This is a genomic window from Geobacillus subterraneus, assembly GCF_001618685.1.
Lineage (GTDB): Bacteria > Bacillota > Bacilli > Bacillales > Anoxybacillaceae > Geobacillus > Geobacillus subterraneus.
In genome coordinates, this window is sequence record NZ_CP014342.1 from 3,125,230 (window position 1) to 3,143,638 (window position 18,409).

Genomic DNA, 18,409 nt, shown 5'->3' on the forward strand with positions numbered 1-18,409 from the left:
CGCTTCCGGATCCGTCATGCTGCCACTTCCTAAGCGTCATCATATGGCATCGCAGCACCCTAATATTACGCCCCGCTCTTTTGCAGCAATACGACCGCCTGGGCGGCAATGCCTTCTTCGCGCCCAGTGAATCCCAGTTTTTCTGTCGTCGTCGCCTTCACATTCACTTGCGAACGCTCGGCTTCGAGCAGCCGGGCGATCATCGTCTTCATGTCCTCGATGTACGGCGCCATCTTCGGCTTTTGTGCGATAATGGTGCAGTCTGCATTAACTAGCGTATACCCTTCTTGCCGGACGAGCGCCCATACGTGCGCGAGCAACTCGGTTGAGTCAGCATCTTTATAGCGCGGATCCGTATCGGGAAAATGCCGTCCAATATCGCCGGCGCCAATCGCCCCAAGGCATGCATCCGCCACCGCGTGAAGCAGCACATCGGCATCGGAATGACCAAGCAGCCCTTTCTCATACGGAATATGTACGCCGCCGATAATGAGCGGACGCCCTTCAGCCAGTTGGTGGACGTCAAACCCTTGTCCAATGCGAAACATCTCTTCACCCCCATCTACTCCGCAATGCGGCTCGCCAAAATCGCCTCAGCAAATAAAAGATCTTCCGGGGTTGTCAGCTTAATGTTGCGATAGTCCCCTTCCAAGATTTTCACCGGCCTGCCGAGCCGTTCGACAAGGCTGGCATCATCTGTGCCGAGGTAACCGGCTTTTTTCGCCTCTTCGTGCGCTTCCATGATTAAAGACAGACGAAAAGCTTGTGGCGTTTGCACCGCCCACAAGCTGGAACGATCAATCGTCTGTTCGACAAACAAACCGCTCGCTTTTTTGATCGTGTCTTTCACCCGCACCGCCGGAATGGCCGCGCCGTATTGAACCGCGGCATCAGCCAGCTCATGCAAATGCCGGATGCGAACAAACGGACGGGCGCCGTCATGAATGAGGACAATCTCCCCGCCCTTCAGCACCTGCAATCCGTTATAAACGCTATGCTGCCGTTCCTGTCCGCCGTTGGCGAACGCCGCCACCTTTCGGATGCGGAAGCGCGAGAGCAGCTGCTCAAATCGGCTTCGCTCGGCCGGGTTGACGACAAGCACAATGCTGGTGCACCGCTCATCGCCATCGAACACTTTCAGCGTCCGGACGATGAGCGGCTCGCCGCCAAGTTCAATAAATTGCTTGTTCATGCCGGCGTTCATCCGCTTCCCTTGTCCGGCCGCCAATACGATCGCTTCGTAGTTCATTGGACGTTTCCCCTGTTCTTTTTACAGCGCCTTTTGCAGCAGTTTCAGTTTGGCAAAAATCATTCTCCCCGCAGATGTTTGTAACACGCTCGTGACCAAAACGTCAACCCGTTTGCCGATATATTCTTTGCCATCTTCAACAACGATCATTGTCCCATCATCCAAATAGGCGACACCTTGGTTATGCTCTTTCCCGTCTTTGATGACGTGCACGTTCAACTCTTCGCCCGGCAGCACGACCGGTTTGACGGCGTTCGCTAAATCGTTGATATTGAGGACGCGCACGTTTTGCAGCTCACACACTTTGTTTAAGTTGAAATCGTTCGTGACGACCACACCTTGGAGTTGTTTCGCCAACTTAACGAGCTTGCTGTCGACTTCTTGGACGTCACTAAAATCCGCTTCGTGAATCTCCACTTTCATCGCCATCTCTTTTTGGATGCGGTTTAAAATATCCAAACCACGGCGGCCGCGGTTTCGCTTTAGCACGTCGGAAGAATCAGCGATATGCTGGAGCTCCTCTAATACAAAACGGGGGATAACAAGCGGCCCTTCGAGAAACCCGGTTTGACAAATGTCTGCGATCCGCCCGTCAATGATGACGCTCGTATCTAAAATTTTTACCGCTCCGCCTTTCGGCGCTTCGTTTTCCACTTCTCCGCCTTTTTTCTTCGTCATTCGATTGGAAAGAGAAAATAAGTTCATCAGCTCATTCCGTTTCTTTAACCCAACGCGAAATCCTAAATAGCCAAGCAGCACGGTCAAAAAAATCGGCAACACCGTATTCAACACTTGAATGCGAAACGACTGCAACGGCATAACGACTAAAAACGCGATAATAAGACCAAAAATCAGCCCGATACTGCCAAAGAGCACGTCAGCGGCCGGCGCCTTTACCAGCGTTTCCTCAGCCCAACGGACCATATCGACGACATAATCGACAAGCCAAAACGTCAACAAAAAGAAAACAACCGCGCCTAACACCGCCAACGTATAGGAATTATTGACAAGCGGCATGTCGCTTACATTCAACAGCTCAAGCAAATCGGGCAAAAACATGGCCCCCAACGTTCCGCCCACCGCGAGAAAAAATAATTGTACAACGCGTTTGACCATCGGCTCATCTTCACCTCCCTACCTAACATTATAAACAGTTTCCAATGTTTGAAACCAATTGGAAGGCAATTTTTAACCATTTTTGAACATTTGACACCTACTTGTAATCATAAGCGACGGGTGCCCGTGCAGCGGGCCGATTTGCTTCAACCCCCACTATATTTCTTACGTCCATCTAGAGAAAAAGGTTCGGTCATTTGATTCGGTTTATAACATCGTATGCTCGAGCGCCTCGGCCACATGCGAAACACCGATCACGTTGACGCCTGCAGGCGGCTGCCAGCCAGTCAAATTGTTGTTCGGCACAATGACGCGGGAAAACCCTAATTTGACAGCCTCTTGCACGCGTTGTTCAATGCGGGAAACACGGCGCACCTCCCCGGTCAAGCCGACCTCACCGATAATGACATCGGCCGGGTTGGTTGGCCGATCGCGGAAACTCGAGGCGATGCTGACAGCGACCGCCAAATCGATGGCCGGTTCGTCAAGCTTTACCCCGCCAGCCACCTTCAAATAGGCGTCCTGGTTTTGCAACAGCAGACCGACCCGCTTTTCAAGCACGGCCATGAGCAGCGATACGCGGCTATGGTCGAGGCCGGTCGCCATCCGCCTTGGATTGCCGAAACTCGTCGGCGAAACGAGCGCCTGAATTTCAACGAGCACCGGGCGCGTCCCTTCCATCGCCGCGACAACCGTCGAGCCAGCCGCCCCGCGCGACCGCTCTTCCAAAAACACTTCCGACGGGTTTTCCACCTCTCGCAGCCCGATGTCACGCATTTCAAAAATGCCGATTTCATTCGTCGAACCGAAGCGGTTTTTCACCGCCCGCAAAATGCGGTACGTATGATGCCGTTCCCCTTCAAAATAAAGAACCGTATCGACCATATGCTCGAGCAGACGCGGCCCGGCGATCGCCCCTTCTTTCGTCACATGGCCGACAATGAAAATCGCGATGCCTTTCGTCTTGGCGATTTTCATCAGCTCAGCGGTGCACTCGCGCACTTGGGCGACGCTGCCCGGCGCCGACGTAATATCCGTCCGGTACACCGTCTGAATGGAATCGACAATCACACAGGCAGGCTGAATCGTTTCAATCGCTGCTACAATATATTCCAAATCCGCCTCCGCTAACACATACAGTTGATTGGACTCGGCATGGAGGCGCCCGGCGCGCAGCTTCACTTGCTTCACCGATTCCTCACCGGATATATACAACACCGTATGTCCGGCCGCGGCGAGCCGCGCTGATGTTTGCAGCAGTAACGTCGACTTGCCGATGCCGGGATCGCCGCCAATTAAGACAAGCGAGCCTTTGACGATTCCCCCGCCGAGCACGCGATTGAGCTCCGCACTGTTCGTTTCAATGCGCGGCTCTTGCGCCGCCGTAACGGCTGTAATCGGAACCGGTTTGGCCGGCCCCGATGGCTCAGAATGAAGAAACGCCCCGCGCGCAGCCGGTTTCGCTCGCTCAATTTCTTCAACGAACGAATTCCACGTTTGGCAGCCCGGACAGCGGCCGAGCCATTTGGCTGATTCATACCCACATTCTTGGCAAACAAATTTCGTTTTCTTTTTCACCATCCGTCTAACCCTTTCTACAACGGTTTCCATAGAAAAAAGGTATGGGCAGCAAGCTGCCGCATACCTTTTTTCTTTACACGACCGCCTGTTTCGACAACACAACAAACTCTCCATCCTTAACATCGACGGCGACTTTTTGCCCTTTGGCGATCGTGCCTTTCAATAATTCCTCAGACAAACGGTCCTCGATATGTTTTTGCAAGGCGCGGCGCAGCGGACGGGCACCGTATTCCGGATCAAACCCTTCGGCGGCAATTTTCTCAATGGCTGCCTCGGTCAGTTCAAGGTCAATATCTTGTTCTCTCAGCCGTTTCACAAGCGTATCGGCCATCAGGCGGACAATTTGTTTCAGATGGTCTTTTTCGAGCGAATGGAAGACGATAATTTCATCGATCCGGTTCAAAAACTCCGGACGGAACGCTTTTTTCAGTTCATCCATCACTTTGCTTTTCATGTCCTTATATTGCTGGTTCCCATCTTGAATGTTAAAGCCGACGTACTTGTTCCGTTTCAGCGCATCAGCGCCAACGTTGGACGTCATAATGATAATCGTGTTGCGGAAGTCGACCGTCCGCCCTTTCGAGTCGGTTAACCGCCCGTCTTCTAATACTTGCAGCAAAATGTTAAACACGTCTGGGTGCGCTTTTTCCATCTCATCCAACAGAACGACCGAGTATGGCTTGCGGCGCACTTTTTCGGTCAGCTGGCCGCCTTCTTCGTAGCCGACATACCCCGGCGGCGAACCGATGAGCCGCGATGTCGAGTGTTTTTCCATATACTCGGACATATCGATGCGAATGAGGGCATCTTCATCTCCAAACATTGCCTCGGCCAATGCACGGGCCAATTCCGTTTTCCCGACGCCGGTCGGGCCGAGGAAAATGAACGAACCGATCGGGCGTTTCGGGTCTTTGAGGCCAGCCCGGGCGCGGCGCACCGCTTTGGCCACCGCTTTGACCGCCTCGTCTTGGCCGACGACGCGCGAATGCAAAATTTCTTCCAGTTTCAACAGCCGCTCGGTTTCCGTCTCGGCCAGCTTCGATACCGGAATCCCGGTCCAACTCGAGACGACCGCGGCAATGTCTTCGACCGTCACTTCCAAATTTTCTTGGCCTTGTTTTTCTTTCCACGCACGTTTCGTTTCTTCAAGCTCTTCACGCAGCCGCTGCTCCATATCACGCAGCGACGCCGCTTTTTCAAATTCTTGGCTTTGCACGGCCGCATCTTTCTCTTTTCGCACTTCTTCAAGCTTTTGCTCCAGTTCTTTCAGTTTCGGCGGCGCCGTGAACGAACGGAGACGCACTTTCGAGCAAGCTTCATCAATCAAGTCGATCGCTTTATCCGGCAGGAACCGGTCGGTAATATACCGGTCGGAAAGTTTGACTGCCTGAATGATCGCCTCATCGGAAATCGAGACGCGATGATGCGCTTCATAGCGGTCGCGCAGCCCTTTTAAAATTTGGATTGATTCTTCCACCGTCGGCTCATCGACATGAATCGGCTGGAAGCGGCGCTCGAGCGCGGCATCTTTCTCGATGTATTTCCGATACTCATCAAGCGTTGTCGCGCCAATGCATTGCAGTTCCCCGCGCGCTAATGCCGGTTTTAAAATGTTCGACGCATCGATGGCCCCTTCGGCTCCGCCGGCGCCGATTAACGTATGAAGCTCATCGATGAACAAAATGATGTTACCCGCCTGGCGAATTTCGTCCATCACTTTTTTCAGCCGGTCTTCAAATTCGCCGCGGTATTTTGTCCCGGCGACAACCGTACCCATATCGAGCGTCATGACCCGTTTGTCGCGCAGCGTTTCCGGCACCTCGTTATTGACAATTTGCTGAGCCAATCCTTCGGCGATTGCTGTTTTCCCGACACCCGGCTCCCCGATCAGCACCGGGTTGTTTTTCGTCCGCCGGCTCAACACTTCAATGACACGCTGGATTTCTTTGCTCCGGCCGATGACCGGATCAAGCCGCCCTTCACGGGCGATCGCCGTTAAATCGCGGGCGAGGCTGTCAAGCGTCGGCGTGCTTACATGCGAGGCGCCTCCGCCGCCGTGCCCTGATACCGATTCATTGCTGCCGAGCAGCTGCAACACTTGTTGACGCGCCTTGTTCAAGCTCACCCCTAAGTTGTTCAACACGCGGGCCGCCACTCCTTCGCCCTCGCGGATCAGTCCAAGCAAAATATGTTCTGTGCCGACGTACGAATGACCGAGCTTCCGCGCTTCATCCATCGACAGCTCAATCACTTTTTTCGCCCGCGGCGTGTAGTGAATCGTGTGCGATACCTCGCTGCCGCGGCCGATGAGCGACTCAACTTCTTTCTGAATTTTATCCGGGCCAAGTCCGAGCGCCATGAGCGCTTTAGCAGCGATCCCTTCGCCTTCGCGGATCAGTCCGAGCAAAATGTGTTCCGTGCCAATATTGTTATGGCCAAGGCGAATGGCTTCTTCCTGCGCCAACGCCAGCACCTTTTGCGCCCGTTCCGTGAATCTGCCAAACATCATCGTTCATCACCCTCCATCTTTCTTCGTTCTTCCATCTTTAAACGTTCCCGAATTAACGCCGCCCGGCGGACATCCCGTTCCTCAGGGCGAAGCGCCCCGCCGGCATATTGCTGCAGAAAACCTGGCTGCGTTAAAATCATCAGTTCATTTAAAATGTTGCGCGGGATGTTTTTGATATATCCTAAATCGATCCCTAAACGCACATCTGACAAACATTGTGCCGCCTCTTTCGACTCGATGACGCGGCAGTTGGCCAATATGCCGTATGAACGGAACACCTTGTCTTCTAATTGTATGCCTAAAGTTTTCACTAATGCCTGACGGGCCGCTCTTTCTTGGGCGATCAGCTGCTGAACGATCGTATGCAAATCAGCGACAATGTCCTCTTCCGACTTTCCAAGCGTAAGCTGGTTGGAGATTTGGAATATATTCCCCAACGCCTCACTTCCTTCCCCGTATGTCCCGCGGACGACAAGTCCGAGCTGGTTGATGGCAGGGATAATGCGATTGATCTGTTGCGTCAATACGAGCGCCGGAAGATGCATCATCACAGACGCCCGCAGTCCCGTTCCGACATTGGTGGGGCAGCTCGTTAAATAACCAAGGCGCTCATCAAAGGCATAGTTGACGTGCCCTTCAATCCAATCGTCCAATCCACTCGCCGCCTCGAGCGCCTCAGCAAGCTGCAGCCCTGGAAATAAGCATTGGATGCGGATATGATCTTCTTCATTGATCATGATGCTAATTTCTTCATTTTCCGAAAGCAGGCAGGCGCCAAACGGGGAATCTTCCGCCAAATGCGGACTAATTAAGTGCTTTTCTACTAATACCCGTTTTTCAATCGGCTGAAGCTCCGACATTTTCAGCAGCTCAAAGCGGCCTGCCCCCCCGTATGAACGATGGGCAAACGTTCGTTCAAACAGAGCGACGATTTGTTTTGCTTCCTCGCTGTTAAACAGCGTCGGGAAGCGGAAATCAACAATATTGCGAGCCAGCCGGATGCGGCTGCTCAAAACGATGTCCGAATCTGGTCCCTCTTGGCTCATCCAAGAGCTGACCGCCGTATTGAAAAACTTCTCAAACGACATACCGCTACATCTCCCCCTCTCCGCGTTGGCGAAGTTCGTCCTCTAAAGAGCGGATTTGATCGCGCACTTCGGCTGCCCGTTCAAACTCCTCGCGGGCGACCAGCTCTTGAAGCTTTTGCTTCAGCAAAGCAAGCTGCTTGCGCAAATGGAGAACGCCGCCTTTTCGCTTCGGGATTTTCCCTGAGTGGGCGGTATTTCCGCTATGAAGCCGTTTCAAAATCGGCGGCAAGTAGCGGGCAAACGTCCGATAACAGTCCGCACAGCCGAACCGTCCAATTTGCGTGAACTGATGATACGTCATTTTGCACGTCTCACATTGAAGCAAATCCGGATTCGGAAACGCGTTCGCCGTCACTTCTTTCATCGGGGCTTGGAAGTTGAGCAGCCCTGCTAACAGGTTATTGAGCGGAAAGTCATCATTGCCATAGAGCATAAACATATGCCCATGCTCTTTGGCACACTGTTCACAAAGATGGAATTCCGTTTTTTCTCCATTGACAATTTTCGTAAAATGCATCGTCGCCGGTCGCTGCTTGCATTCTTGACAAATCAACGTCTCCCCCTCCCCTACTTGTACTTCAGCGACGTCAACATCGCCTTTAACATGCGCGCCCGCAGTTCATCCCGCTCGGGCAAGCCAATGTATAAAACGGAGCGGTCCATCACGCTTAACATCATTTTCGCCTCCCGCTCCGAAATCACCTTTTCTTCAACAAGACGTTTTACCACATCTTCAGCATTCGACTGGCTAATGCGGTGGCCAATGAGCTCGAGCAGCTGATCAATGAGCTGGGCCTCGCTTTTCGTCTTCACTTTCATGATGCGGATATATCCGCCGCCACCGCGCTTACTCTCGACGATATATCCTCTCTCAAGCGTAAACCGCGTATTGATGACATAGTTAATTTGCGATGGAACACATTGAAACTTATTAGCGATCTCGCTTCGTTTAATTTCCACGATATCTTGGTCGCTCATATTGAGTACTTGCTTTAAATATTGCTCAATAATGTCGGAAATGTTGGGCACTCTACCTCCCACCTTCCTCACAACCGAGCTGCTTGGCGATGAAACCAGCTGCCATCCAGTAACAGATGGCCTATAGAGAGAAACCGGCATCATCGCCTTCTTGTTGACTTTGACTATATTTGACCTTACTTTTACTATATAATGTATGATGAAAAATTGCAAGAGTTACGGGAGAAGTCAAACTAACTATAGAATATCCGTTTTTTCAGCTAACGAAACATCAGCCTGCTGATAAACGAAAAAGCACGTCTTTTTTCCTAAAGGAAAAGACGTGCTTCTTTGTTTGGCCTAGCAGCGACCTACTCTTGCAGGGGCGCTGGCCCCAACTACCATCGGCGCTGGAGAGCTTAACTTCCGTGTTCGGGATGGGAACGGGTGTTTCCTCTCCGCTATCACCACTAGGCGATATAATGTTGTGGGATCATTCCCTCAAAACTAGATAACCGTGTGGGGGAAGAAGCCGCGGCGCTTCCGCTTTTTGTCTAGCTCCGGCCGCCATCGGCTCGCGACGCTTCGGTCCTGCTGCGGCGGCGACACATTGCATACGCTCCTGTGACACCACCCACGCAGAACCAAGCTTTGCTTGGTTCGAGCCTCCTCGCAGGCCCTCCAGCGCGTTTCGCCGGTAGGCAGGCGGCCTCTGCTTTTCTAGGTTAAGCCCTCGATCGATTAGTATCCGTCAGCTCCACGTGTCGCCACGCTTCCACCTCGGACCTATCGACCTCGTCATCTTCGAGGGATCTTACTCGCCTAACGCGATGGGAAATCTCATCTTGAGGGGGGCTTCACGCTTAGATGCTTTCAGCGCTTATCCCGTCCGCACATAGCTACCCAGCGGTGCCCCTGGCGGGACAACTGGTACACCAGCGGTGCGTCCATCCCGGTCCTCTCGTACTAAGGACAGCTCCTCTCAAATTTCCTGCGCCCGCGACGGATAGGGACCGAACTGTCTCACGACGTTCTGAACCCAGCTCGCGTACCGCTTTAATGGGCGAACAGCCCAACCCTTGGGACCGACTACAGCCCCAGGATGCGATGAGCCGACATCGAGGTGCCAAACCTCCCCGTCGATGTGGACTCTTGGGGGAGATCAGCCTGTTATCCCCGGGGTAGCTTTTATCCGTTGAGCGATGGCCCTTCCATGCGGAACCACCGGATCACTAAGCCCGACTTTCGTCCCTGCTCGACCTGTCCGTCTCGCAGTCAAGCTCCCTTGTGCCTTTGCACTCTCCGAATGATTTCCAACCATTCTGAGGGAACCTTTGGGCGCCTCCGTTACCTTTTGGGAGGCGACCGCCCCAGTCAAACTGCCCACCTGACACTGTCTCCCACCCCGCTAAGGGGTGCGGGTTAGAATTTCAATACCGCCAGGGTGGTATCCCACCGACGCCTCCACCGAAGCTGGCGCTCCGGCTTCTCAGGCTCCCACCTATCCTGTACAAGCGATACCAAAATTCCATATCAGGCTGCAGTAAAGCTCCACGGGGTCTTTCCGTCCTGTCGCGGGTAACCTGCATCTTCACAGGTAGTATAATTTCACCGGGTCTCTCGTTGAGACAGTGCCCAAGTCGTTACACCTTTCGTGCGGGTCGGAACTTACCCGACAAGGAATTTCGCTACCTTAGGACCGTTATAGTTACGGCCGCCGTTTACTGGGGCTTCGGTTCGCACCTTCGCTTGCGCTAAGCGCTCCCCTTAACCTTCCAGCACCGGGCAGGTGTCAGCCCCTATACTTCGCCTTTCGGCTTCGCAGAGACCTGTGTTTTTGATAAACAGTCGCTTGGGCCTTTTCACTGCGGCTCTTCCAGGCTCTTCACCCGAAAGAGCACCCCTTCTCCCGAAGTTACGGGGTCATTTTGCCGAGTTCCTTAACGAGAGTTCTCCCGCGCGCCTTAGGATTCTCTCCTCGCCTACCTGTGTCGGTTTGCGGTACGGGCACCTCTTCCCTCGCTAGAGGCTTTTCTTGGCAGTGTGAAATCAGGGACTTCCGGATCGAATCCGTCGCCATCACAGCTTAGCCTTACGGCCAGCGGATTTGCCTACTGGCCAGCCTCACTGCTTGGACAGGCTCTTCCAGCCGCCTGCTCACCCTATCCTCCTGCGTCCCCCCATCGCTCAAACGGGAAGGAGGTGGTACAGGAATCTCCACCTGTTGTCCATCACCTACGCCTTTCGGCCTCGGCTTAGGTCCCGACTAACCCTGAGCGGACGAACCTTCCTCAGGAACCCTTAGGCTTTCGGCGCAGAGGATTCTCACCTCTGTTTTCGCTACTCATACCGGCATTCTCACTTCTAAGCGCTCCACCAGTCCTTCCGGTCTGGCTTCTCTGCCCTTAGAACGCTCCCCTACCGATGACCAACGGTCATCCCGCAGCTTCGGCGGCACGTTTAGCCCCGGTACATTTTCGGCGCAGAGTCACTCGACCAGTGAGCTATTACGCACTCTTTAAATGGTGGCTGCTTCTAAGCCAACATCCTGGTTGTCTTCGCAACTCCACATCCTTTTCCACTGAACGTGCACTTAGGGGCCTTAGCTGGCGATCTGGGCTGTTTCCCTCTTGACCACGGATCTTATCACTCGCAGTCTGACTCCCAAGGATAAGTCATTGGCATTCGGAGTTTGACTGGGTTCGGTAACCCGATGAGGGCCCCTAGCCCAATCAGTGCTCTACCTCCAACACTCTTACCTTGAGGCTAGCCCTAAAGCTATTTCGGGGAGAACCAGCTATCTCCAAGTTCGATTGGCATTTCACCCCTACCCACACCTCATCCCCGCACTTTTCAACGTGCGTGGGTTCGGGCCTCCAGCCGGTGTTACCCGGCCTTCACCCTGGACATGGGTAGATCACCTGGTTTCGGGTCGACGACGACGTACTCATGCGCCCTGTTCAGACTCGCTTTCGCTGCGGCTCCGCCTTCCTGGCTTAACCTCGCACGCCATCGTCACTCGCCGGTTCATTCTACAAAAGGCACGCCATCACCCATGAACGGGCTCTGACTACTTGTAGGCACACGGTTTCAGGTTCTCTTTCACTCCCCTTCCGGGGTGCTTTTCACCTTTCCCTCACGGTACTGGTTCACTATCGGTCACTAGGGAGTATTTAGCCTTGGGAGATGGTCCTCCCTGCTTCCGACGGGATTTCCCGTGTCCCGCCGTACTCAGGAGCCGCTCGGGAGGGAACGAAGTTTCGACTACAGGGCTCTCACCTTCTCTGGCCGGCCGTTCCAGACCGGTTCGTCTACCCCGTTCCTTTCTCACTCCCATATGAGCGGTCCTACAACCCCAAGAGGCACGCCTCTTGGTTTGGGCTGTTCCCGTTTCGCTCGCCGCTACTCAGGGAATCGCGTTTGCTTTCTTCTCCTCCGGGTACTAAGATGTTTCAGTTCCCCGGGTGTGCCCTCCATGCCCTATGGATTCAGGCATGGATCCTGTCCCATTACGGACAGGGGGTTCCCCCATTCGGACATCTCCGGATCAACGCTTGCTTACAGCTCCCCGGAGCGTTTCGGCGTTTGCCCCGTCCTTCATCGGCTCCTAGTGCCAAGGCATCCACCGTGCGCCCTTTCTAGCTTAACCTACAGCGTCTCGGCTTCTTCCTTTTGTGTATCGGTTATCTAGTTTTCAAGGAACGATTCGAAGGAATTCTCATTCCTTCAAAACTGAACGAAACGAAAGCGCGATTTGTTAATGGTCGGTCGTTCGCGGCCTTCCCTTTTCGTATTGTCTAGCTCCAGCGCCTGGCTCTCTTCTGCCAAATAACCTTCCCCCTCGGGGTGCAAGCACCCCTGCGGGTGAAGAACATTTGACTTCGAGAGCCAATCGCGGCGCTTCCGCTTTTCGTACTGTCTAGCTCCGGCCGCCATCGGCTCGCGACGCTTCGGTCCTGCTGCGGCGGCATAGCCTCCTCGCAGGCCCTCCAGCACGTTTCGCCGATAGGCGGGCGGCCTCCGCTTTTCGTCCTTAGAAAGGAGGTGATCCAGCCGCACCTTCCGGTACGGCTACCTTGTTACGACTTCACCCCAATCACTTGCCCCACCTTCGGCGGCTGGCTCCCGTAAGGGTTACCTCACCGACTTCGGGTGTTGCAAGCTCTCGTGGTGTGACGGGCGGTGTGTACAAGGCCCGGGAACGTATTCACCGCGGCATGCTGATCCGCGATTACTAGCGATTCCGGCTTCATGCAGGCGAGTTGCAGCCTGCAATCCGAACTGAGAGCGGCTTTTTGGGATTCGCTCCCCCTCGCGGGTTCGCAGCCCTTTGTACCGCCCATTGTAGCACGTGTGTAGCCCAGGTCATAAGGGGCATGATGATTTGACGTCATCCCCACCTTCCTCCGACTTTTCGCCGGCAGTCCCTCTAGAGTGCCCAACTGAATGCTGGCAACTAGAGGCAAGGGTTGCGCTCGTTGCGGGACTTAACCCAACATCTCACGACACGAGCTGACGACAACCATGCACCACCTGTCACCCTGTCCCCCCGAAGGGGGAACGCCCAATCTCTTGGGTTGTCAGGGGATGTCAAGACCTGGTAAGGTTCTTCGCGTTGCTTCGAATTAAACCACATGCTCCACCGCTTGTGCGGGCCCCCGTCAATTCCTTTGAGTTTCAGCCTTGCGGCCGTACTCCCCAGGCGGAGTGCTTATCGCGTTAGCTGCAGCACTAAAGGGGGTGACCCTCTAACACTTAGCACTCATCGTTTACGGCGTGGACTACCAGGGTATCTAATCCTGTTTGCTCCCCACGCTTTCGCGCCTCAGCGTCAGTTACAGGCCAGAGAGCCGCCTTCGCCACTGGTGTTCCTCCACATCTCTACGCATTTCACCGCTACACGTGGAATTCCGCTCTCCTCTCCTGCACTCAAGTCCCCCAGTTTCCAATGACCCTCCACGGTTGAGCCGTGGGCTTTCACATCAGACTTAAGGAACCGCCTGCGCGCGCTTTACGCCCAATAATTCCGGACAACGCTCGCCCCCTACGTATTACCGCGGCTGCTGGCACGTAGTTAGCCGGGGCTTTCTCGTGAGGTACCGTCACCGCGCCGCCTTGTTCAAACGGCGCTCCTTCGTCCCTCACAACAGAGCTTTACGACCCGAAGGCCTTCTTCGCTCACGCGGCGTCGCTCCGTCAGACTTTCGTCCATTGCGGAAGATTCCCTACTGCTGCCTCCCGTAGGAGTCTGGGCCGTGTCTCAGTCCCAGTGTGGCCGGTCACCCTCTCAGGCCGGCTACGCATCGTCGCCTTGGTGAGCCGTTACCTCACCAACTAGCTAATGCGCCGCGGGCCCATCCGCAAGTGACAGCCAAAGGCCGCCTTTCAACCGAAGACCATGCGGTCTTCGGTGTTATCCGGTATTAGCTCCGGTTTCCCGGAGTTATCCCGGTCTTGCGGGCAGGTTGCCCACGTGTTACTCACCCGTCCGCCGCTGACCAAACAAGAGCAAGCTCTCATTCGGTCCGCTCGACTTGCATGTATTAGGCACGCCGCCAGCGTTCGTCCTGAGCCAGGATCAAACTCTCCAATAGAAAGTTGATTGGCTTTGGCTTCGGCCTCAGCACCAAAGGCGCCGCGGCCTCAGCTTTTCGTATTGTCTAGCTTCGGCCGCCATCGGCTCGCGACGCTTCGGTCCTGCTGCGGCGGCGATAGCCTCCTCGCAGGCCCTCTAGCGCGTTTCGCCGATAGGCGGGCGGCCTCAGCTTTTCGTTGCGCTTCGTTTCGTTCAGTTTTCAAGGAACGAGGATGGAGCCTATCGGGATCGAACCGATGACCTCCTGCGTGCAAAGCAGGCGCTCTCCCAGCTGAGCTAAGGCCCCGTATATCCACTATCGGGAAGACAGGATTTGAACCTGCGACCCCATGGTCCCAAACCATGTGCTCTACCAAGCTGAGCTACTTCCCGCTAACGCGCTCGAGAGGATTCGAACCCCTAACCTTCTGATCCGTAGTCAGATGCTCTATCCAATTGAGCTACGAGCGCAAGTGCCGAGGGCCGGACTCGAACCGGCACGGTAGTTACCTACCCCAGGATTTTAAGTCCTGTGCGTCTGCCAATTCCGCCACCCCGGCTAATAGGCAAATAAATGGAGCGGAAGACGGGACTCGAACCCGCGACCCCCACCTTGGCAAGGTGGTGTTCTACCACTGAACTACTTCCGCTCGGATAATCATGCGGGTGAAGGGACTCGAACCCCCACGCCCGTAAAGGGCACTAGACCCTGAATCTAGCGCGTCTGCCAATTCCGCCACACCCGCAAATCAATTTTGGTGAGCCATGGAGGACTCGAACCTCCGACCCTCTGATTAAAAGTCAGATGCTCTACCTACTGAGCTAATGGCTCATAGTGATCATAACACTCTACGTACTCACGAGCTCTACCTGCCTCTTCCTCTACTAGCTGTTTCAAGGAAGCTCGATGCGTCAAGGCAACTCGCAGTTAACTCGAAGATGTATTGCTCGTTACTGAGCTAATGGCTCATAGTTGATCATAACACTCTACGTACTGATGAGCTCTACCTGCCTCTTCCTCTACTAGCTGTTTCAAGGAAGCTCAGTGCGTCGAGGCAACTCGCAGCGAACTCAAAGATGCAGCGCTCGTTACTGAGCTAATGGCTCATAATAGAAGAGTAGATCAAAGTGGTGGAGGATGACGGGATCGAACCGCCGACCCCTTGCTTGTAAGGCAAGTGCTCTCCCAGCTGAGCTAATCCTCCACAGTATTGCCTAGCGACGACCTACTCTTGCAGGGGCGCTGGCCCCAACTACCATCGGCGCTGGAGAGCTTAACTTCCGTGTTCGGGATGGGAACGGGTGTTTCCTCTCCGCTATCATCACTAGGCAATTATCTAACAGACAAGTTATATTATAATTAAATTTGTTTGTTTGTCAACACTCTTTGAATATCATTGTTGACGTTTCCGTATGCTATCATAATATAGCATGTTAAATGAGGTTTGTCAACTTATTTCGTTTTTTGTTTTATTACTAAAAGCAACGTCGTTTATTTTATATATTCTATAGCTAAAAGTCAATATGTGATATACTTCCACCACCTACGCTAACACTTAGAGGTGGGAGCTTCTCGGGTAATCCCGTCTAACGACAGGAAGTTGACCGAGCGATCCCCGTGTGCCCCACGGTTCGACATCCAGTTAGGCCATACCTAACTGTTCCAGGCCTTCCTTTTTGAGATTGAACCGAAATTCGTCTCCCATTTTCACTCCGTTTAGAAGTGGGAGATGAATTTCGGACAGAGGTTAAATAAAAATCAGTGTCGATGTGCGCCATAGGAAAGTGCTAGCGGTGTATGGTGCAAATATGATTTACCAAGGCGGTAGTAATGATCGACGATCCTTCGGTTTAAGTCTTTCCATTGGTCTGGGACAGGCGGCAATCGATCTGCCTGTTCCTGTTGCCATACTGTTTCTCCTGGAGCGATGAACCGGTTGTCAGGGATTTTCACGCCGTTGGTTACGGTTGCCCCATGCATGATCACGCAGTTTCTTCCAATTATGGAATCATAAATATTGGCGTGTTGCCCTATAAACGTATTCCGCCCGACAAATAGGGGGCCATGTACGGCTGCGTGATGCAGGACGCTGTTTTCCCCTTCAAGGTAAACGCCCCATTTTCGGCCGTTCACGTTCACATGTTCGCGTCCGGGATGTACGTGCATGAGTACATAATCTTGGATATTCGTATAAGGACCTACATAATACGGATACCCCGAATCTGCACGCAACAAATTTTTAAAGCCGATGAACACATCGTCAGCAATCGTTATGTCGCCGATAATCATCGAATCGACGCCGATGACCGCCTTTGGGCTGATTTTCGGGGCGCTGACCTGTGCGGCCTCAGCCACAGGAGGATTGTAATAGAGAATCGGATAAGAAAGCAATAAAACCGCTCCTTTCACATTTATGTTTTTCCCTTTCGAATCCTCTATTAATGTATGCAGGTCAACCGCCCCATAGTATTGATCTTCTTTCTAGATGGCTGGTGAAAAACGGTCGTTTCTCTTGAGCAATGGGGGAACGTTTGAAAGGCGCTCCTGACGCGACAAGGCTTATCTATTTGAGAAACGGGCTTGATAAGCGGCTTGCTCCCTTAAATCACCAGCCTTCTAGAAGGCCGGTGAAAAACAGCGATCTCCCCTAGCTGACGTTGGATGACGTGAAACGAGAATCTGATACCACAAGGCTTTTCAAGTTGAGAAACAAGGTGGTGAAGCAACCTGCTCCCTTAATCACCAGCCTTCTAGGGGACTGGTAAGCAACCGACTTCTTTACTTTAATCGATCTCCCCTAACAAATCGTCCCCTGCCGTTGTTCGTAGCAGGGGACGATCATTGTTATTTATGGCGCATTTGCGGGAAGAGCAGCACGTCGCGAATGGATGGCGAATTGGTCAAGAGCATGACGAGACGGTCGACGCCGATGCCGAGTCCGCCTGTTGGCGGCATGCCGTACTCGAGCGCTTCGAGGAAATCTTCGTCCATTTCGTGCGCTTCATCGTTCCCTTGTTCACGCTCTTTCAGCTGCGCTTCGAAACGTTGGCGCTGGTCAATCGGGTCGTTTAGTTCTGTAAACGCGTTCGCATGTTCACGCCCGACGATAAACAGCTCAAATCGGTCGGTAAAGCGCGGGTCGTCCGGGTTTTTCTTGGCCAATGGCGAAATTTCGACCGGATGGCCGTAAATGAACGTTGGCTGGATGAGTTGCGCTTCGACTTTTTGTTCAAAAAACTCGTTGACAATATGACCGAACGTCATGTGCGGGGCGACTTCAACCCCGTGTTCTTTCGCCAGCGCCCGCGCTTCCTCATCGTCCATTTGCCGCCAGAAGTCGACGCCGACGTACTCTTTGATCGCATCGACCATATGAAGCCGCCGCCATTCAGGCGTTAGGTCGACGATATGGTCGCCGTATTGAATTTTCGTCGTGCCAAGCACCTCTGTGGCGATGTGGGCGATCAAGTTTTCCGTCAGTTTCATGATATCGCGGAAGTCGGCGTATGCTTCGTACAGTTCAAGCATCGTAAACTCCGGGTTATGGCGGGTGGAAATGCCCTCATTCCGGAAGACGCGCCCGATTTCATACACTTTCTCCAAACCGCCGACGATGAGTCGTTTCAAATGGAGTTCGATGGCGATTCGCATATAGAGTGTCATATCAAGCGCATTATGGTGCGTAATGAACGGACGTGCAGCCGCACCGCCTGCTACGGCGTGCATCATCGGTGTTTCGACTTCTAAGTAGCCATGGCTGTCGAGATAACGCCGCATCGATTGAATAATGAGACTGCGGGTGATGAACGTCTGCTTGCTTTGCGGGTTCATAATTAGGTCGAGATAGCGCTGGCGGTAACGCTGTTCGACGTCCTTTAAGCCGTGGTACTTCTCGGGCAGCGGGCGCAATGCTTTTGTTAAAAATTCATACGACGACACTTTAATGGAAAGCTCGCCGACTTTTGTTTTGAACATCGTGCCGCGCACGCCGACGATATCGCCAAGGTCAGAGATTTTAAACAGCTCGTATTGCTGTTCGCCGACATCGTCTTGGCGAACGTAAATTTGAATTTGCCCTGTAACGTCTTGGATGTGGGCGAATCCCGCTTTGCCTTTGCCGCGTTTCGTCATGATGCGGCCAGCAACGGCAACTTCAATTTGCTGCTCTTCGAGTTCTTCTTTGGACAAATCGCCGTACAGTTCGAACAGTTCTTCCGCTTTATGCGTGCGCTCGAACCGTTTGCCAAACGGATCGACACCCAGCTCTTCGATTTTTTTTAGCTTTTCCCTGCGAACACGCAGTTGGTCGTTCAATTCTTCATGGCTCATCCTT

10 protein-coding genes, 8 tRNA genes and 4 rRNA genes are annotated in these 18,409 nt (G+C 53.5%); all 22 read right to left on the bottom strand.

What is annotated here, in order from left to right:
• Positions 1-65: 65 nt before the first annotated feature.
• A complete protein-coding gene (gene ispF, locus GS3922_RS15220; protein ID WP_063167012.1) occupies positions 66-548 on the bottom strand; it encodes a 2-C-methyl-D-erythritol 2,4-cyclodiphosphate synthase in 483 nt (160 codons plus the stop codon).
• A gap of 14 nt (positions 549-562) precedes the next feature.
• Positions 563-1,249 (bottom strand): 2-C-methyl-D-erythritol 4-phosphate cytidylyltransferase, encoded by a 687-nt coding sequence (gene ispD / locus GS3922_RS15225; protein ID WP_063167013.1) that lies wholly within the window; start codon positions 1,247-1,249, stop codon positions 563-565.
• A gap of 21 nt (positions 1,250-1,270) precedes the next feature.
• On the bottom strand, positions 1,271-2,365 hold the full coding sequence (locus GS3922_RS15230) for a PIN/TRAM domain-containing protein (RefSeq protein WP_063167014.1): 1,095 nt from the start codon (positions 2,363-2,365) through the stop codon (positions 1,271-1,273).
• Between the two features lie 207 nt (positions 2,366-2,572).
• A complete protein-coding gene (gene radA, locus GS3922_RS15235; RefSeq protein WP_063167015.1) occupies positions 2,573-3,946 on the bottom strand; it encodes a DNA repair protein RadA in 1,374 nt (457 codons plus the stop codon).
• Positions 3,947-4,019: 73 nt separating this feature from the next.
• Entirely contained in the window at positions 4,020-6,455 is a 2,436-nt protein-coding gene (gene clpC, locus GS3922_RS15240; protein WP_063167016.1) for an ATP-dependent protease ATP-binding subunit ClpC, read from the bottom strand.
• Positions 6,452-7,543, bottom strand: a complete 1,092-nt coding sequence (locus tag GS3922_RS15245; protein ID WP_063167017.1) for a protein-arginine kinase McsB — start codon at positions 7,541-7,543, stop codon at positions 6,452-6,454. Before GS3922_RS15245 ends, clpC begins: the two co-directional genes overlap by 4 nt.
• 4 nt (positions 7,544-7,547) lie before the next feature.
• Positions 7,548-8,096 carry a protein-arginine kinase activator protein McsA gene (locus tag GS3922_RS15250; protein ID WP_063167018.1) on the bottom strand — a complete coding sequence of 183 codons (549 nt, stop codon included), beginning with the start codon at positions 8,094-8,096 and terminating at the stop codon, positions 7,548-7,550.
• 14 nt (positions 8,097-8,110) lie between these two features.
• A complete protein-coding gene (gene ctsR / locus GS3922_RS15255; protein WP_063167019.1) occupies positions 8,111-8,572 on the bottom strand; it encodes a transcriptional regulator CtsR in 462 nt (153 codons plus the stop codon).
• A gap of 286 nt (positions 8,573-8,858) precedes the next feature.
• Positions 8,859-8,975 (bottom strand): 5S ribosomal RNA (rrf, locus tag GS3922_RS15260).
• Positions 8,976-9,221: 246 nt separating this feature from the next.
• Positions 9,222-12,149 (bottom strand): 23S ribosomal RNA (locus GS3922_RS15265).
• Between the two features lie 388 nt (positions 12,150-12,537).
• Positions 12,538-14,094: ribosomal RNA gene (locus tag GS3922_RS15270) — 16S ribosomal RNA — on the bottom strand.
• A 215-nt stretch (positions 14,095-14,309) separates the two neighbouring features.
• A tRNA-Ala gene (locus tag GS3922_RS15275) sits at positions 14,310-14,382 on the bottom strand.
• A gap of 12 nt (positions 14,383-14,394) precedes the next feature.
• A tRNA-Pro gene (locus GS3922_RS15280) sits at positions 14,395-14,468 on the bottom strand.
• A 4-nt stretch (positions 14,469-14,472) separates the two neighbouring features.
• Positions 14,473-14,546: transfer RNA gene (locus tag GS3922_RS15285), tRNA-Arg, on the bottom strand.
• A gap of 3 nt (positions 14,547-14,549) precedes the next feature.
• Positions 14,550-14,635, bottom strand: a tRNA-Leu gene (locus tag GS3922_RS15290).
• A gap of 15 nt (positions 14,636-14,650) precedes the next feature.
• Positions 14,651-14,725: transfer RNA gene (locus tag GS3922_RS15295), tRNA-Gly, on the bottom strand.
• Between the two features lie 11 nt (positions 14,726-14,736).
• Positions 14,737-14,821 (bottom strand) — tRNA-Leu (locus tag GS3922_RS15300).
• Positions 14,822-14,831: 10 nt separating this feature from the next.
• Positions 14,832-14,907, bottom strand: a tRNA-Lys gene (locus GS3922_RS15305).
• A 297-nt stretch (positions 14,908-15,204) separates the two neighbouring features.
• Positions 15,205-15,280 (bottom strand) — tRNA-Val (locus GS3922_RS15310).
• 8 nt (positions 15,281-15,288) lie between these two features.
• Positions 15,289-15,405: ribosomal RNA gene (rrf, locus tag GS3922_RS15315) — 5S ribosomal RNA — on the bottom strand.
• Together the 16S, 23S and 5S rRNA genes with 8 tRNA genes alongside form the textbook arrangement of a ribosomal RNA operon.
• A gap of 429 nt (positions 15,406-15,834) precedes the next feature.
• The gene (locus GS3922_RS15320; RefSeq protein ID WP_063167020.1) at positions 15,835-16,485 is read right to left on the bottom strand and encodes an LbetaH domain-containing protein; all 651 of its coding nucleotides are present in this window, start codon (positions 16,483-16,485) and stop codon (positions 15,835-15,837) included.
• 435 nt (positions 16,486-16,920) lie between these two features.
• The gene (lysS, locus tag GS3922_RS15325) at positions 16,921-18,405 is read right to left on the bottom strand and encodes a lysine--tRNA ligase (RefSeq protein ID WP_063167021.1); all 1,485 of its coding nucleotides are present in this window, start codon (positions 18,403-18,405) and stop codon (positions 16,921-16,923) included.
• Positions 18,406-18,409 lie beyond the last annotated feature (4 nt).

Coding starts and splice junctions, on each gene's coding strand:
- ispF (WP_063167012.1), bottom strand. CDS start 548: ATGTTTCGCATTGGACAAGGGTTTGACGTCCACCAACTGGCTGAAGGG.
- clpC (WP_063167016.1), bottom strand. CDS start 6,455: ATGATGTTTGGCAGATTCACGGAACGGGCGCAAAAGGTGCTGGCGTTG.
- lysS (WP_063167021.1), bottom strand. CDS start 18,405: ATGAGCCATGAAGAATTGAACGACCAACTGCGTGTTCGCAGGGAAAAG.
- ispD (WP_063167013.1), bottom strand. CDS start 1,249: ATGAACTACGAAGCGATCGTATTGGCGGCCGGACAAGGGAAGCGGATG.
- GS3922_RS15230 (WP_063167014.1), bottom strand. CDS start 2,365: ATGGTCAAACGCGTTGTACAATTATTTTTTCTCGCGGTGGGCGGAACG.
- GS3922_RS15245 (WP_063167017.1), bottom strand. CDS start 7,543: ATGTCGTTTGAGAAGTTTTTCAATACGGCGGTCAGCTCTTGGATGAGC.
- radA (WP_063167015.1), bottom strand. CDS start 3,946: ATGGTGAAAAAGAAAACGAAATTTGTTTGCCAAGAATGTGGGTATGAA.